The following is a 13,751-nucleotide window of genomic DNA, read 5'->3' as shown; positions in this document are numbered from 1 at the left end:
GCGCTAGGAGCCGCTCTTGTCCATGCCTGAACGCCCGCCTCCCACACCCAAGCCGCAAAAGCGCCGTGTCGATCAGCTGCTGGTCGATCGCGGGCTGGCGGAGAGCCGCGCGCGGGCGCAGGCGCTGGTGATGGCGGGGCTGGTGTTTGCGGGCGAGACCAAGATCGACAAGCCGGGGCACCAGTTGCCCGAGGATGCGGCGCTGGATGTGCGCGGGCGCGATCATCCCTGGGTGAGCCGCGGCGGCATCAAGCTGGCGCACGCGATCGAACACTTCGGCCTCTCGCCCGAGGGTGCGGTGGCGATGGATATCGGTTCGTCGACCGGCGGCTTTACCGATGTGCTGCTCCAGAAGGGCGGGAGCCACGTGTTCTGCGTCGACAGCGGGACGAACCAGCTCGCATGGAAGCTGCGCGAAGATCCGCGCGTCACTGTGCTCGAACAGCTCTCGGCGCGCCTGCTCACCCGCGATCACATCGACCGGCCCTGCAACTGGGTGGTGTGCGATGCGAGCTTCATCAGCCTTGCCAAGGTGCTCGACGTGCCCCTGCAACTCGCCGCAACCCCTTGCCAGCTGGTGGCGCTCATCAAGCCGCAGTTCGAAGTGGGGCGCGAGGAGGTCGGCAAGGGCGGGGTGGTGCGCGATCCGGCGCTGCACGCGCGGGTGTGCGAGGAAGTGCGTAGCTGGGTCGAGGGGCTCGGCTGGCAGGTGCAGGGCATCACCGAAAGCCCGATCACCGGCCCGCAGGGCAATGTCGAATTTCTGATCGCGGCCTATCGTTCGTAAACCGCAAAAGAAAAGGCCGGCAGCAACCTTGCGGTTACCACCGGCCCAATTCTTTCCGTTCCCCAACCCTTAGGTCAGGGCCGGCAAGCCGTAAGGCTTACTCGGCAGCCGGAGCTTCTTCAGCCGGAGCGGCTTCAGCAGCAGCGGCGTCGGCCGGAGCAGCTTCTTCGGTCGCAGCAGCGTCAGCAGCCGGGGTTTCGGCAGCCATCGGCTCTTCAGCAACGGCGGTGGTGTCGGCTTCGGTGGCAGCTTCTTCAGCCGGCTTCGAGCAAGCGACGGTGGCGAGGGCGAGGCCGGCGACGGCGACGAGAGCGATCTTCTTCATGGTTTCAATTCCCCTAGGGACCGGCAAAAAGCCGACCCGTGATGAGCGTGAAGCGCGATGGGCTTTATATCCTGCCACAACCGCGCTTCTCGAATCACGGCAGGAATGTGGCAGCGTGTAGCAGAGAGTTTTGCCAGACCCCAAGCCTTTCGTGAAATTTCGTTGGAAAAGTGCCTCCGAATAGGAATGCTGCGCCGGATATGCCCCCTCACAGGCCAAGCGTTGCGTTGCGATTTGGCGCGGGCGCGCTGCTCTGTTATCGACCCCGCCGTTGGGGGCCGGCAGAATCGCTGCGCCGCGCCCGAGAGCCGGAGTCACGATGAACGTCATTGCTTCCAAAGCGCAATTGCGCGCCAGTTTCCTGCGTTGGGCCCTGTTCATGGTGCCGCTGGTGCTGCTCATCGGTTTTGCTGCGGGCCAGCTTGGCGGGCCCAACACGGCGTGGTTCGCGGGCCTCGAAAAGCCGGCCATCTATCCGCCGCCCGCCGCTTTCGGGATCGTGTGGACGATCCTCTTCACGCTGATCGGCCTGTCGCTGGCAATGGTGGCCAGCGCCTGGGGTGCGCCGGGCCGGGTCATGGCGCTGGTGGTATTCGCGGTCCATTTCCTCGGTACGCAGGCCTGGTCGGCGGTCTTCTTCGGAATGCAGGACATGCTCGGCGGGCTGATGGTGCTCGGCTACGGCATCGCCACGCTGCTGATCGCGCTGGCGCTGATCTGGCGGGTGCGCCGCGGCGCCGCGATGCTGCTACTGCCCTATCTGGCGTGGCTGTGCTTTGCCGCAGTGCTCAATTACCAGTTCATGATCGCCAACCCTGACGGCGGCCAGAGCGGCGGTGATGGCGCGGCCACGCGGGTGCAGCTCTAGCGCGCGCATACTGGACAAGGCGGACGGCAATCGCCACATAGCCGCTTATGCAAAGCCAGAACCCGATCATCGCCGACCTCGTCAAACTCGCCAACAGTGCTGCTGGCACCATGGCAGGCATGAGCCGCGAAGCCCGCCAGAGCGCGCGCGAGCGGATGCGCGAAGCCTTTGGCGGCATCGATTTCGTCAGCCGCGAAGAGTTCGAGACGGTCAAGGCGATGGCCCAGAAGGCCCGCGAACAGGCCGATGCGCTCGAAGCCAAGGTCGCGGCGCTGGAAGCCAAGCTCTCCAAGAAGTAACGCGGGCCGCAGGCATGAACCTGCGCAGCGCCGCCATTCTGCTTTCCGCGCGCGCGCAGGGTGAGACCGGGGCGATTGCGCGGCTGCTCACGCCTGATCACGGTCTGGTCGCCGGCTATGTCGCGGGCGGGCGGGGGCGGCAGATGAGGGCGGTGATGGTGCCGGGCAACCGCGTCGCGCTCGAACTCACAACCCGATCCGCCAGCCAGCTGCCTTTCGCCCGGCTCGAAATCGAGCATTCACGCGCCGCCTTGATGACCGAGCCGCTGCCCGCCGCCGCGATCCAGTGGGCCTGCGCGCTGACCGCCACTGCGCTGCCCGAACGCAATCCCTATCCCGGGCTTTACGAGGCGCTCGACGCGCTGCTCGCGGCGATTGCCTTTGCCCCCTCGGCGCGCGGCTGGGTGAGCGGTCTGATCGCCTACGAGACGATGCTGCTGCGCGAGCTTGGCTATGGGGGCGGACTGCCCCCTGATGCGCCAGACCTGCCCGCCCAGATCGCGGCGCTCGGCCGGCTGGAAGGGCAACTCGCGCACTACCTGCTTGCGGGGCGGCGCGGCGATGTTATGGCCGCGCGAAAGCTGCTGACCGAGCGGCTCGCACGAATGGTCTGAGAGTAACACAAGCATGAAAATCGCAGTCCTGCCCGGCGACGGGATCGGCCCGGAAGTGACCGCAGCGGCGGTCGCCGTGCTGAACGCGCTGGCGCTCCCCGGCCTCACCCTGTTCGAGGGCGACGTGGGCGGCATTGCCTACAAGCGCCACGGCCACCCCCTGCCGCCCGAAACGCTGGCGATGGCGCGCGAGGCCGATGCGGTGCTGTTCGGCGCGGTGGGCGATCCCTCGTGCGACAGTCTTGAGCGGCATCTGCGCCCCGAACAGGCGATCCTCGCCCTGCGCAAGGAGCTGGGCCTGTTTGCCAACCTGCGTCCGGCGCGGGTGTTTGCGGGGCTGGAACATCTCTCGCCGCTGCGCGCCGATATCGCGGCCAGCCTCGACATGCTGATCGTGCGCGAGCTGACCGGCGACGTCTATTTCGGCGCCAAGGGCCGCCGGGTGAGCGAGGCGGGCGAGCACGAGGGGTGGGACGCGATGTCCTATGCCGAACACGAAGTGCGCCGTATCGCCCATGTTGCCTTCCGCGCGGCGGAGGCAGCGGGCCTTCCGCTCACCAGCGTCGACAAGGCCAATGTGCTCGAAACCAGCCAGCTGTGGCGCGACGTGGTGATCGAAGTGGCGGCCGAGTATCCCGATGTCACGTTCGATCACATGTATGTCGATAATGCCGCGATGCAGGTGGTGAGTCATCCGGACCGCTTCGGCGTCATCCTGACCGGCAACCTGTTCGGCGATATCCTGTCCGATCTGGCGAGCGCGGCGGTCGGCTCGATCGGCCTGCTGCCGAGCGCCTCGCTGGGCGAGCGGGAGACCGCGTTCGGCACTTTCGGCCTTTACGAACCGATCCACGGCAGCGCGCCCGATATCGCCGGGCAGGGCAAGGCCAACCCGATGGCGACGATCCTGTCTGCGGCGATGATGCTGCGGCACTCCTTCGGGCTGGATGCAGAGGCTGCGCGGATCGAGAGCGCGGTGGCCGCAGCGCTGGCTGACGGGTTCCTCGGCGGCGATCTGGGCGGCAGCCACGGCACCGCAGCGATCGGCGAAGCGGTGCGCGCGCGCCTGTAACACCGTGCCGCTCGATCTTGCGATCATCCTGCCGACGCTCAACGAACGCGGCAATCTCGCGCCGCTGATTGCGCGGATCGATGCGGCGATCGGCGCCGGCTTCGGCTGGGAAGTGATCATCGTCGATGATGACAGCCGCGACGGCACCGCAGACGAAGCGCGCGCACTGGCGCTGGTCGACCCGCGCGTCCGCGTGATCCAGCGCATCGGGCGGCGCGGCCTTGCCAGTGCGGCGATCGAAGGCTTCTGCGCGACCCCTGCGCCCTTCGTCGCGGTGATGGACGCCGACCACCAGCACGATCCCGCGCTGCTCCCGGGGATGCTGGCGAGCCTCAAGGCGGGCGAGGCGGAGATCTGCGTTGCCAGCCGTTTTGCCGAAGGGGCAAGCACCGCCGACTGGGCCGAGCCCGGGCGCGAGAAGCTCTCGACCTACGCCAATGCCCTTGCGCGCAAGCTGACTGGAGTCGAGCTGACCGATCCGATGAGCGGCTATTTCATGCTGCCCGCCGCCACTGCCCGCGCACTGGTGCCGCGCCTGTCGGGGATCGGGTTCAAGATCCTGCTCGATCTGCTCGCCACGTCTGACACGCCGATGCGGGTCAAGGAGTTCCCCCTGCAATTCGCCGCCCGCCGGACAGGAGAAAGCAAGCTGGACCGCGCCATTCTGTTCGATTTCCTCGCCGGGCTTTATGACAAGACCCTCGGGCGGGTGATCCCCACGCGCTTTGCGCTTTTCGGCACGGTTGGCGCGCTGGGCGTCGTGGTGCACTTCGCGGTGCTGTCGGCGCTGTTGTTCCTGTTCGGCGAGGGCTTCGCACAGGCGCAGACTGCGGCGGTGCTGGTGGCGATGAGCTTCAACTTCTGGCTCAACAACTGGCTGACCTACCGTGACAAGCGGCTGGTGGGAGTAGGCGCTCTGCTGCGCGGTTGGTTGGGCTTTATCGCGACCTGCTCGGTCGGCGCCTTTGCCAACGTGGCGATTGCGACCTTCCTTGAAGGCGAAGGCATATTCTGGGCGCTCGCCGCGCTGGCGGGGATCGTGGTCGGTTCCGTCTGGAACTACGCCCTGTCGAGCCGCTTTGTGTGGGGACGGTTTTGATATCCCATCATCTCCACCCGGCAATCCACGTCCAGTTCGCAAAGCTCATCGCGCCTTCGAGCGGGGCGGCGGCGACGACCTTGTAGAATAGCGCGAACAGGCCGGCCGATACTGTCAGCGTGCCCCAGGCGAACCAGCGCCCGCGTGCGGTGTTTTTGAGGTCCGAAAGGGCCAGCGCCAGAGCTGCGAGCAGGAAGAAGCTCGGCACGAAATAGTGGTAATAGAACTGCACCGATTTGGGCGCGATCAGCCATAGGCCGAGGCTCGCGCCGTAACCGATCACCGCCGCGAGCTTCGCCCAGTCCCAGCGCCGCAGGCCGGTAGCGAGGCACCACGCCAGCGCGGGCAGGCCGATCAGCATGGTGAGCGGATTGCCGATCAAGAGAACCCCGCGCTGGGCTCCGTCGACCACCTCGTAGAGATACCAGATGCCGCGCGTGTTGAGCACCCATTGGCTCCATGTGCTCTGGTAGGAATGGGGGGCAAGTATCTGTTTTTGCAATGCGAGAATCTCGCCGTGAAAGCCGATCAGGCCCTTTTCGGCGAGCGGCGAGGGACGCAAGTACTCGCCCAACCAGTAGCCCGGAACGAAGGTCAGCGCATAGACCGCGAGCGGCACGATCCCGAGCCAAACGAAGGCCTCGACCAGCGTGATCCCCGGCACCGGCGCACCCCGGCGCGAAAGGAACAGGCGGCGGCGACCGGCAGATAGCCGCGCGGCGAAGAAGGCAAGGCCGGGCAGCACCGCGAGGGAAATGGCGTTCCACTTGGCCGCCATCGCGCAGCCCAGCGCCACGCCTGTCAGCGCCAGCCGCCAGCGGCCCGTTTCGGGCTGGCGGATGCTCGCGGCGAATTGCCATGCGGAAACCGCAAGCCCCGCGACCATGAACACATCGAGCATCGCGATGCGCGACTGGATGAAGAGGTGAAATCCAGTGGCGAGCAGCAGCCCGAAGGCGAGTGTGGCGAAGCGGTCCTCGCCCGCGTGCCACAGCGCGCGCATCGCCGCGAAGAGCGCCAATGTGCCGGCCAGCAGTGGCATGATCCGCCAGCCGAGCGGATTGTCCCCCAGCCACCAGATACCGAGCGCGATCAGCTCCTTGCCCAGCATCGGGTGCTCGGGATTGAGCAGCGGGCCGGTGCCGGTTGTCAGCAGGCTCACCAGCGCGCGCGCGGCGGGGAGGTAATGCACCTCGTCGAAAAATGGCTGCGAGGGCGTGCCGAGATTGATTGCAGCGAGCGCCGCGAAAGCGGCGGTCAGTGCAGCAACCCACACCAGCGGATCGCGCGGGCGCGGCCGGGGGACATTGTCGAGCGGAAGGGACACGGGCGCCTCGGCCATCGGCCAAGCGATTAGGCAGCGCCCGCTCCCCGCGCAAGAAGGATTATGCAGGCTTCGCGGCGGCTTGCTGCTCCAGCCAGAACAGCCGCGCGCACATCGCGAGGAGGCCGATGCTGGCGGTGGCGAGGATGAACAGCGTCCAGGGCAGCAGGTTCATCCCCTGCGCCCGGGCGCGCGGGGCGATCAGGAAGAAGGCGACCCCGAGCGAGAACAGCAGATCCCACCACACCTGCACGCCCCAGAGATTCGAAGTGTGGTTTAGGATCACCGGAAACACCCCCTCGCTGGCGATGGTGACGGCGGTGAATGCCATGAAGCCCGCTGAAAGCGTCGCCGCCAGCACGGAATTGCCCGCCGCGCCCGGGCGCATCAGGATCGCGATGATGGCGATGACGCCAACCACCAGCCCGCCACCGGCGAGGGCAAGAAAGGGGGTGAGCTCGGTTGGCATGGCACTGTGTCTCCCGTTATGTAGCAGTTGCTACGTCGGCTTGTAGCAAGGTGTAGCAGGCGCTACAAGCCTGCCATGGCCAGCGGTGTGAAAAAGCTCCCGATGTCAAAGCAGAGCCTGCTGCCGCTGCTCGCCGCGCATGTGCTGGCCGAGGGAATCGGGCAGGCGAGCCTTCGTCCGCTCGCCAAGGCAGCGGGCACGTCCGACCGGATGCTGCTTTACCACTTCGGCAGCAAGGAGGCGCTGATCGCCGATCTGCTCGGCTATATCGCCGGGGTCTATGCGGCGATGCTCGATGCGGCGCTTCCTGCTGACCGACCGGCGACACGCAGCGAAGTGCTGATGCGGATCCTCGCGCAGAACGATAACCCCGCGATGCAGCCGTTCATGGTGCTGTGGTGGGATATTGTCGCCGGTGCGGCGCGCGATCTGCCGGGATACCGCGATGCGGCGCGCGGGATGGTCGAACAATTACTCGGCTGGCTCGAAGGGCAGATGCCGGCGGGCGATTCCGATCCTGCGGGCGGGGCACGCCATTTGCTGACCGTGATCGAAGGCGCGGCGATGCTCGGCGCGCTGGGGCATGGCGATACCGCGCGTGAAGGTCTGCTTGCGGGCGGGCTGATCGCGTCCTAGAGACGCGCCCCATGAAGAAGACCACCGGAATGGACCGCGCCGCCACGGCCAATTGGCGCCCTGCAACCCGTGCGCTGCGCGGCGGCACATGGCGTTCGGAACACGGCGAGACCAGCGAGGCGCTGTTCCTCTCGTCGGGCTATACCTATGACGACGCGCAGACTGTCGCCGATCGCTTTGCCGGCACTGCGCAGGGTATGACCTATTCGCGCCTCCAGAACCCCACCGTCGCGATGCTCGAAGAACGCATTGCACTTATGGAGGGGGCCGAGGCTTGCCGCGCGCAGGCGAGCGGGATGGCGGCGATGACGGCAGCGCTGCTGTGCCAGCTTTCGGCAGGCGATCACGTGGTCGCCGCGCGCGCCGCCTTCGGTTCGTGCCGCTGGCTGGTCGATACGCTGCTGCCCAAGTTCGGGATCGAAACCACCGTCATCGACAGCGCCGACAACGCCGCGTGGGAGGCCGCGATCCGGCCCAACACCAAGGTGTTCTTCTTCGAGACCCCCGCCAACCCGACGCTCGACATCGTCGATCTCGCCTATGTCTGCGGACTGGCCAAGGCGCACGGGATCACCAGCGTGGTCGACAATGCCTTTGCCTCGCCGGTGCTTCAGCGTCCGATGGAATTTGGCGCGGATGTGGTCGCCTATTCCGCCACCAAGCTGATGGACGGGCAGGGCCGCGTGCTGGCGGGCGCGATCTGCGCGTCGAAGCAGTGGATCGACGAAGTGCTGATGCCGTTCCAGCGCAACACCGGCCCGACGCTCTCCGCCTTCAACGCCTGGGTGGTGCTGAAGGGGCTGGAAACGCTGCCCTTGCGCGCCTTCAAGCAGTCCGAACAGGCGGTGGCGCTGGGCCAGTTCCTCGAACCGCGCGTGACCGCCGCCGGGGGGCATCTGCTCCATCCGGGCCTGCCGAGCCACCCGCAGCACAATCTGGCGATGTCGCAGATGGACGCGACCGGGCCGATCTTCGCGCTCGATGTCGGCACCCGCGCGCGCGCCTTCGCGATCCTCGATGCGCTCAAGCTCGTCGATATCTCGAACAATATCGGCGATGCGCGCAGCCTGATGTGCCACCCGGCCTCGACCACCCATGCCGGTCTTACGGACGAGGCGCGCGCCGCCATGGGCGTTACCGAAGGGCTGCTGCGGATCAACGTGGGCCTCGAGGATATCGCCGATCTGACCGAGGACATGGACCAGGCGCTCGCGGCGGCGGGGATCTAGTCCGGAGCGCCGCGCGATGGCCGAAGGGTTCGATCCGTTCTGGCAGGCTGCTGCCGATCATGCCGCCGCCTTGGGCGCGCCCGCTGCGAGTATCTTTGCCCCGATCGGGTTCGAGCCGTTGCTTCCCGGCTGCCGCAACCTCGACAACCCGCCCGCAATTGCGGATTGTAACGTCGTCATCCTGCACAAGGGCAGGCTGGGCGAGGTGCCGGCCGATCTGTTGATCGGGGCGCTTGGTGCGATGCCGGTCAGCTTCGCCAACGAGGTGTTCCTTGTCCTGTCGCGCGGGGGCGATGACGGCGCGCGTGACAATCCCCATGTGATGCCTCGCGAGGCCGTGCTGGCGGAGGCCCTGCGCGCCAGCAAGCGCACGGCCTCCGCACCTGCGCAGAACCGCTCTGCGCGCATGCCGGCGACCTATATAGGGCAGGGCCGGGTGCTGCTGGAAACCGCGTTCGGCCATCTGATGCTGGTCGACGGGCGCGACACGGCGATTGTCCCGCACCTGATCCGTGACGGCTGGTTCGACCGCAATCTGACCACCGCAATCAGCGCCCGCCTCAAACCCGGCATGACCTTCGTGGATATCGGCGCCAATTTCGGCACATATACGCTGATCGGTGCGGGGCTTGTGGGCGAACAGGGGCGGGTGATCGCAATCGAGCCGGCGCCCGCGATTGCCGCGCTGCTGTTTGAAAGCATCACCATGAACGGCTTTGCCGCGCGCACCGATCTGCTGCGCTGTGCGGTGGGGGCGGACAATGGCACGGCCACCTTGCACGAATTCGCTACGCGGCAGGGTAGCAACACGTTGCTGCCCGCCATCGCGGATGCCGCGCACGCCGATTACGGCGAGACAATCACCGCGCGCGAGGTTCCCTGCCGCACGCTCGATGCGATCGTGGCCGATTTGACGCCGGAGCGCATCGATCTGGTCAAGATCGACGTCGAGGGGTTCGAGCACGCCGTGCTCACCGGCGCGCGCGACACACTGGCGCGTTTCCGTCCGACGCTGATCCTCGAATGGCACACCGGTTTCTTCGCCGGACGGGACGATGCTGCGCGGTCGCTGCATGATCTGTTGACCGGCGAACTCGGTTACCGCTTGCACCGGATCGAGGGCGATGGAACAACCCGTCCGGTAACGTTCGACGATCTGATGGCGCTCGGCCATTCCGATCTCGTCGCCGAACCGGCCGGATAAGGTGGAGGAATAATGGCGCACCGTGTGGAACTGCTGTTCGATTTCGTCAGCCCCAACGCCTATCTGGTGTGGTGGCCGCTGCGCGAACTGGTCAACCGCTACGAGGCGAGCCTCGATGTGGTGCCGGTGTTCCTCGGCGGGATGCACAAGCTCACCGGCAATGCCCCGCCGATGATCCGCGACGCCGAGGTGAAGGGCAAGAACGAATACGCGATGCTGGAGATGCAGCGCTTCATTACCAAGCACGGCCTCACCAAGTATCGCCTGCACCCGCAGTTCCCGTTCAATTCGATCCTGCTCCAGCGGATGCTGCTGGCCGCCGATCAGGACGGACGCGGGGTGCAATTCGCCGAAAGCCTGCTGCGCCCGATCTGGGAAGAGGGGCTCGACATTTCCTCGCCCGAGGCGATCGGCGCGGTGGTGAGCGCGGCCGGGTTTGACGCCGCCGACCTGTTCGCCCGCGCGCAAAGTGACGAGGTGAAGCAGGGTCTGGTCGCCAACACCGACGCCGCAGTGGCGCGCGGCGCCTTCGGCATCCCGACCATGTGGGTAGACGGCACCGAGATGTTCTTCGGCAAGGAACGCTTGGGCCAGATCGAGGAACTGCTCGCCAAGGGGTGAGGGTGGTTGGACAGCTGACAACCCCGGTTCCGTCACCCCGTGCCTGACACGGGGTTCGGCTCCCCTTTTCCGACCTTAGCCCAAAGGTAGCCAAGCCCCGTGTCAGGCACGGGGCGACGAGATAATGAGGGGGTGACCTAGCCCGCCGTCACATCCTCCAGCGGCACGTCCATGATCGGGTAGCTGCGCCACTCGGCCCAGTCATAGTGCCACCACTCGTTGGCGAGGCCGATAAAGCCCTCGGCGACCATCCAGCCTTCCAGCATCCGGCTGAGCGCCAGCGCCTCGGCAGGTGCGGCGGTGAAGCTGCGATAGGCGGCGGGGGTGAAATCGTCATAGGGGCTGGGCATCGCCACTTCGGTGCCATTGCGGTGCAGCGTGAGGTCGATCGAACACCCGCGGTTGTGGCGCGATCCCGCCGCCGGATCGGCGACGAATTCGCGCTTCTCGGGCGGCGTTTCGTCCCACATGTCCTTCGTGATGCGCCAGGGACGATAGGCATCGAAGATAAGCAGGCCATAGCCCGCTGCCTCGGCCCGCGTCTGCACCCGCGAAAGCGCCTCGGCGACCGGCCTTTGCGCCACCGCGCGCGCCACCGGATAGAGCACCCGGCCCATGAAGTTGGCGCTCGTGGCATAGCGGATTTCGAGCCTGAGGCGCGGATCGAAGCGGGCGAGGTCAACCAGATCGGGCGCGGCGCTCGCGGCAGGATCGACCGGCATGACGAGCGCGGGTGGCTGGCGCGCCGCGCAGCCTCCGGCAATCGCCGCCGCACCCAGCGCGCCAAGCCCGGCCAGCAAGCTGCGGCGGGTCATGGCGGGCGGCAGTGTGGGGCCGGGGGGCATCGGGATCATCGCGTCTGTCATCCTTGCGCCGAGGCGTATCACATCCGCGCCGCCGTGCCAGAGCCCTTCGCGCCCCACCGCAATTCCGCTTGCTATTCAATCGCCAAATCATAGGCTTGGCGAATCGCAGGGGATCATGGGGCGAAGGTCATGATGGGGATTATCCGGAGCGCAGCCGGATTGGCGCTGGTGATGGGCGCAGGGCTTGGTGCGGCCCAGCTTGCCGCGCAGGATGCCACCGCCGCGCCGGAACAACCTGCCGTCACGCCTGCGGCGGCCATGCCCGCGCCGGCACCCGCCCGCATCACCCGCGCTGCCGAACTGGTGACCGAACCCGACGCCGCCCGCCCCGAGCTGATCCCGGCCGAGCATTTCGCCGGGCGCAGCGCCTTCCGGATGTTCCAGATGTCGCCCAACGGCGCGCAGCTCGCGATGGTGCGCGACAATGCCGGCAAGACCGAGATCATGCTGCTCGACGCGGTCACCCGCGATCCGCTCAAGCTGTTTAGCCTGCGCGAAGGGCAGGGGCTCGATTGGCTGCGCTGGGCCGGAAACGACAAGCTGCTGATCTCGGTCAGCTTCCCCGCGACCGTTTACGACATCCCGATCCGGCTCAACCGCCTGATGGTACGCGATCTTGCCGCGGGCACGATGTTCGAACTGCCCGTGCCGAAATACGCGCTGTGGGGCGGGGATCTGGTGCATCTTGCCGAAGACGGCTCCTCGGCGCTGATTTCGGTGCAGGACGACTGGCGCGATTACCCTTCGGTCTATCGCTACGAGCTGCGCGCGGGCGGGGTGAAGGAAAAGATCGTCAAGCCCAGAGCCGGGGCGTGGAACTGGTATGCCGATGATGCCGGGGTCGTGCGGATCGGCATGGGCTGGGACAACCGGCGGCTGAAGGTGTGGTACCGCAAGGACGAGGCGAGCGAATTCGCGCTGGTCGGCAAGCTCAAGGCCGATGACGAGAAGAGCCGCTACTGGAGCGTGGTGCAGATCGTCTCCGGATCGGACAAGGGCTATGTGCTCGAAGAGGGCGAGAGCGGGCGCGTCGGCGTGCGCCTGTTCGATTATGCCACCGGCACCCCGCTCGAAACCTTCTACGAACATCCCGAGCGTGACGTCGAGGAGCTGTGGCTCAAGGACGACGGCACCCCGCTCGCCGCGCTCTACACAGATGATCGTGACCGGATCACATGGTTCGATCCGGCGCGTGCGCGGTTGAATGACAGTCTCGCCAAGGCGATGCAGTTGGAAGATGTGTCGATCCTCGCGCGGTCGCGTCAGGATGAGCGGATGGTGATCTGGGGCGGCAGCGAGGCCGATCCGGGCGCGCTGTTTGTCTTCACCCCCAAGGCGCGCCAGCTCGATCTGCTCGCCAATGCCCGGCCAGAGCTCGATTTCCGGCAATTGGTGAAGCCGCAACCGATCCGTTACCGCGCACGCGACGGGCTGGAAATCACCGCCTATCTCACCCTGCCGCGCGGGCGCACGGCGCGAGGCCTGCCGCTGATCATCATGCCCCACGGCGGCCCGTTCGGGGTGCGCGACAAGCTTCGCTATGATGACGAGGTGCAATTCCTCGCCAACCGCGGTTACGCCGTGCTGCAACCCAATTTCCGCGGCTCGGGCGGTTATGGCGATGCCTTTTACGAGGCCGGCATCGGCCAGGTCGGGCGCGGGATGCAGGACGATGTCGACGATGCGATGGACTGGGCGGTGAGCGAGGGCATCGCCGATCCCGCGCGGGTCTGCGTGGTCGGCGGCTCCTATGGCGGGTATGCCGCGCTGTGGGCGGTGCTGCGCAATCCCGAACGCTACCGCTGCGCGGCCAGCTGGGCCGGGGTGACCGATTGGGACAAGATGCTTGCCTACGACAAGCGCTATCTCACCAGCAAGGCGAGCAAATCGTGGCAGGAGCGCATCCGCGGCGAACAGACCTTCGATCTCGATGCGGTCTCCCCCTATCGCTTTGCCGCGCGGCTCTCGCGCCCGGTGCTGCTGGCGCAGGGCACAGCGGACGACAATGTGCCGATGCGGCAATACGAGCTGATGGTCGCTGCTGCCAAGCCGGCGCCGGTGCCGCTGACGACGCTGGTGATCGAGGGGGAAGGGCACTCCTTCTCCTCGGCCGAGTCCGAACAGAAATGGTACGATGCGCTCGATACCTTCCTCGCCAAGCACAACCCCGCCGATCAGGTCGCAGCCGATGGCAGCTTCACACCCCCGCGCGATCCGGCCAAGGCAGGGAACGGGGTGCCGATCGATCTCCCCGGCGCTGCGGGAGGCAAGTGAATCGCGCTCTTTCGGGATACGGCGTGGATTACGCGCGTTGACCACTTGTGACCCGGCGAAGAAT

15 protein-coding genes are annotated in these 13,751 nt (G+C 66.7%); 11 read left to right on the top strand and 4 right to left on the bottom strand.

Features of this window, described 5'->3' with window-relative positions:
* The first annotated feature begins 22 nt into the window (after nucleotides 1-22).
* A complete protein-coding gene (locus BG023_RS11465; RefSeq protein WP_069310573.1) occupies nucleotides 23-787 on the top strand; it encodes a TlyA family RNA methyltransferase in 765 nt (254 codons plus the stop codon).
* Nucleotides 788-884: 97 nt separating this feature from the next.
* On the opposite strand, the gene BG023_RS11460 is transcribed toward BG023_RS11465, so the two are convergent.
* Nucleotides 885-1,112: a hypothetical protein gene (locus BG023_RS11460; RefSeq protein WP_069310572.1), complete on the bottom strand. Its 228-nt coding sequence runs from the start codon at nucleotides 1,110-1,112 to the stop codon at nucleotides 885-887.
* 319 nt (nucleotides 1,113-1,431) lie between these two features.
* On the opposite strand from BG023_RS11460, the gene BG023_RS11455 reads away from it, so the two are divergent.
* The 5 genes from BG023_RS11455 to BG023_RS11440 are packed head-to-tail and all read left to right on the top strand — an operon-like array spanning nucleotide 1,432 to nucleotide 5,064.
* Nucleotides 1,432-1,980 carry a TspO/MBR family protein gene (locus BG023_RS11455; protein ID WP_069310571.1) on the top strand — a complete coding sequence of 183 codons (549 nt, stop codon included), beginning with the start codon at nucleotides 1,432-1,434 and terminating at the stop codon, nucleotides 1,978-1,980.
* A gap of 47 nt (nucleotides 1,981-2,027) precedes the next feature.
* Entirely contained in the window at nucleotides 2,028-2,279 is a 252-nt protein-coding gene (locus BG023_RS11450; protein ID WP_069310570.1) for an accessory factor UbiK family protein, read from the top strand.
* 14 nt (nucleotides 2,280-2,293) lie between these two features.
* Nucleotides 2,294-2,893, top strand: coding sequence for a DNA repair protein RecO (gene recO, locus BG023_RS11445; protein WP_069310569.1), 600 nt, complete (start codon nucleotides 2,294-2,296; stop codon nucleotides 2,891-2,893).
* A 13-nt stretch (nucleotides 2,894-2,906) separates the two neighbouring features.
* Complete coding sequence (gene leuB, locus BG023_RS14575; RefSeq protein ID WP_083234668.1) at nucleotides 2,907-3,965, top strand: 3-isopropylmalate dehydrogenase; 1,059 nt, start codon at nucleotides 2,907-2,909, stop codon at nucleotides 3,963-3,965.
* Nucleotides 3,966-3,969: 4 nt separating this feature from the next.
* Entirely contained in the window at nucleotides 3,970-5,064 is a 1,095-nt protein-coding gene (locus tag BG023_RS11440) for a glycosyltransferase family 2 protein (RefSeq protein WP_233992994.1), read from the top strand.
* Nucleotides 5,065-5,071: 7 nt separating this feature from the next.
* On the opposite strand, the gene BG023_RS11435 is transcribed toward BG023_RS11440, so the two are convergent.
* Nucleotides 5,072-6,406 (bottom strand): phospholipid carrier-dependent glycosyltransferase, encoded by a 1,335-nt coding sequence (locus BG023_RS11435; RefSeq protein ID WP_069310567.1) that lies wholly within the window; start codon nucleotides 6,404-6,406, stop codon nucleotides 5,072-5,074.
* Between the two features lie 43 nt (nucleotides 6,407-6,449).
* Nucleotides 6,450-6,857 carry a hypothetical protein gene (locus tag BG023_RS11430; protein WP_069310566.1) on the bottom strand — a complete coding sequence of 136 codons (408 nt, stop codon included), beginning with the start codon at nucleotides 6,855-6,857 and terminating at the stop codon, nucleotides 6,450-6,452.
* 75 nt (nucleotides 6,858-6,932) lie between these two features.
* Here BG023_RS11430 and BG023_RS11425 point away from each other — a divergent pair, with 75 nt between their 5' ends.
* From BG023_RS11425 to BG023_RS11410, 4 genes are read left to right on the top strand one after another with little or no spacing between them, the layout of a single operon-like run.
* Nucleotides 6,933-7,493 carry a TetR/AcrR family transcriptional regulator gene (locus BG023_RS11425; protein WP_233992993.1) on the top strand — a complete coding sequence of 187 codons (561 nt, stop codon included), beginning with the start codon at nucleotides 6,933-6,935 and terminating at the stop codon, nucleotides 7,491-7,493.
* Nucleotides 7,494-7,504: 11 nt separating this feature from the next.
* A complete protein-coding gene (locus tag BG023_RS11420) occupies nucleotides 7,505-8,722 on the top strand; it encodes a trans-sulfuration enzyme family protein (RefSeq protein WP_069310565.1) in 1,218 nt (405 codons plus the stop codon).
* A 16-nt stretch (nucleotides 8,723-8,738) separates the two neighbouring features.
* Nucleotides 8,739-9,926 (top strand): FkbM family methyltransferase, encoded by a 1,188-nt coding sequence (locus tag BG023_RS11415; protein ID WP_069310564.1) that lies wholly within the window; start codon nucleotides 8,739-8,741, stop codon nucleotides 9,924-9,926.
* Between the two features lie 12 nt (nucleotides 9,927-9,938).
* Entirely contained in the window at nucleotides 9,939-10,547 is a 609-nt protein-coding gene (locus tag BG023_RS11410; protein WP_069310563.1) for a 2-hydroxychromene-2-carboxylate isomerase, read from the top strand.
* Nucleotides 10,548-10,684: 137 nt separating this feature from the next.
* On the opposite strand, the gene BG023_RS11405 is transcribed toward BG023_RS11410, so the two are convergent.
* The gene (locus BG023_RS11405) at nucleotides 10,685-11,401 is read right to left on the bottom strand and encodes a M15 family metallopeptidase (RefSeq protein WP_190315763.1); all 717 of its coding nucleotides are present in this window, start codon (nucleotides 11,399-11,401) and stop codon (nucleotides 10,685-10,687) included.
* A 141-nt stretch (nucleotides 11,402-11,542) separates the two neighbouring features.
* Here BG023_RS11405 and BG023_RS11400 point away from each other — a divergent pair, with 141 nt between their 5' ends.
* Nucleotides 11,543-13,687: an alpha/beta hydrolase family protein gene (locus tag BG023_RS11400; protein WP_069310561.1), complete on the top strand. Its 2,145-nt coding sequence runs from the start codon at nucleotides 11,543-11,545 to the stop codon at nucleotides 13,685-13,687.
* Nucleotides 13,688-13,751 lie beyond the last annotated feature (64 nt).

This window comes from Porphyrobacter sp. LM 6 (genome assembly GCF_001720465.1).
Taxonomy (GTDB): Bacteria; Pseudomonadota; Alphaproteobacteria; order Sphingomonadales; family Sphingomonadaceae; genus Erythrobacter.
The sequence above is the reverse complement of the archived record's forward strand: the minus strand, read 5'-3'. Positions and strand labels throughout refer to the sequence as shown.

Coding starts and splice junctions, on each gene's coding strand:
- BG023_RS11465 (WP_069310573.1), top strand. CDS start 23: ATGCCTGAACGCCCGCCTCCCACACCCAAGCCGCAAAAGCGCCGTGTC.
- BG023_RS11460 (WP_069310572.1), bottom strand. CDS start 1,112: ATGAAGAAGATCGCTCTCGTCGCCGTCGCCGGCCTCGCCCTCGCCACC.
- BG023_RS11455 (WP_069310571.1), top strand. CDS start 1,432: ATGAACGTCATTGCTTCCAAAGCGCAATTGCGCGCCAGTTTCCTGCGT.
- BG023_RS11450 (WP_069310570.1), top strand. CDS start 2,028: ATGCAAAGCCAGAACCCGATCATCGCCGACCTCGTCAAACTCGCCAAC.
- recO (WP_069310569.1), top strand. CDS start 2,294: ATGAACCTGCGCAGCGCCGCCATTCTGCTTTCCGCGCGCGCGCAGGGT.
- leuB (WP_083234668.1), top strand. CDS start 2,907: ATGAAAATCGCAGTCCTGCCCGGCGACGGGATCGGCCCGGAAGTGACC.
- BG023_RS11435 (WP_069310567.1), bottom strand. CDS start 6,406: ATGGCCGAGGCGCCCGTGTCCCTTCCGCTCGACAATGTCCCCCGGCCG.
- BG023_RS11430 (WP_069310566.1), bottom strand. CDS start 6,857: ATGCCAACCGAGCTCACCCCCTTTCTTGCCCTCGCCGGTGGCGGGCTG.
- BG023_RS11425 (WP_233992993.1), top strand. CDS start 6,933: ATGGCCAGCGGTGTGAAAAAGCTCCCGATGTCAAAGCAGAGCCTGCTG.
- BG023_RS11420 (WP_069310565.1), top strand. CDS start 7,505: ATGAAGAAGACCACCGGAATGGACCGCGCCGCCACGGCCAATTGGCGC.
- BG023_RS11415 (WP_069310564.1), top strand. CDS start 8,739: ATGGCCGAAGGGTTCGATCCGTTCTGGCAGGCTGCTGCCGATCATGCC.
- BG023_RS11410 (WP_069310563.1), top strand. CDS start 9,939: ATGGCGCACCGTGTGGAACTGCTGTTCGATTTCGTCAGCCCCAACGCC.
- BG023_RS11405 (WP_190315763.1), bottom strand. CDS start 11,401: ATGATCCCGATGCCCCCCGGCCCCACACTGCCGCCCGCCATGACCCGC.
- BG023_RS11400 (WP_069310561.1), top strand. CDS start 11,543: ATGATGGGGATTATCCGGAGCGCAGCCGGATTGGCGCTGGTGATGGGC.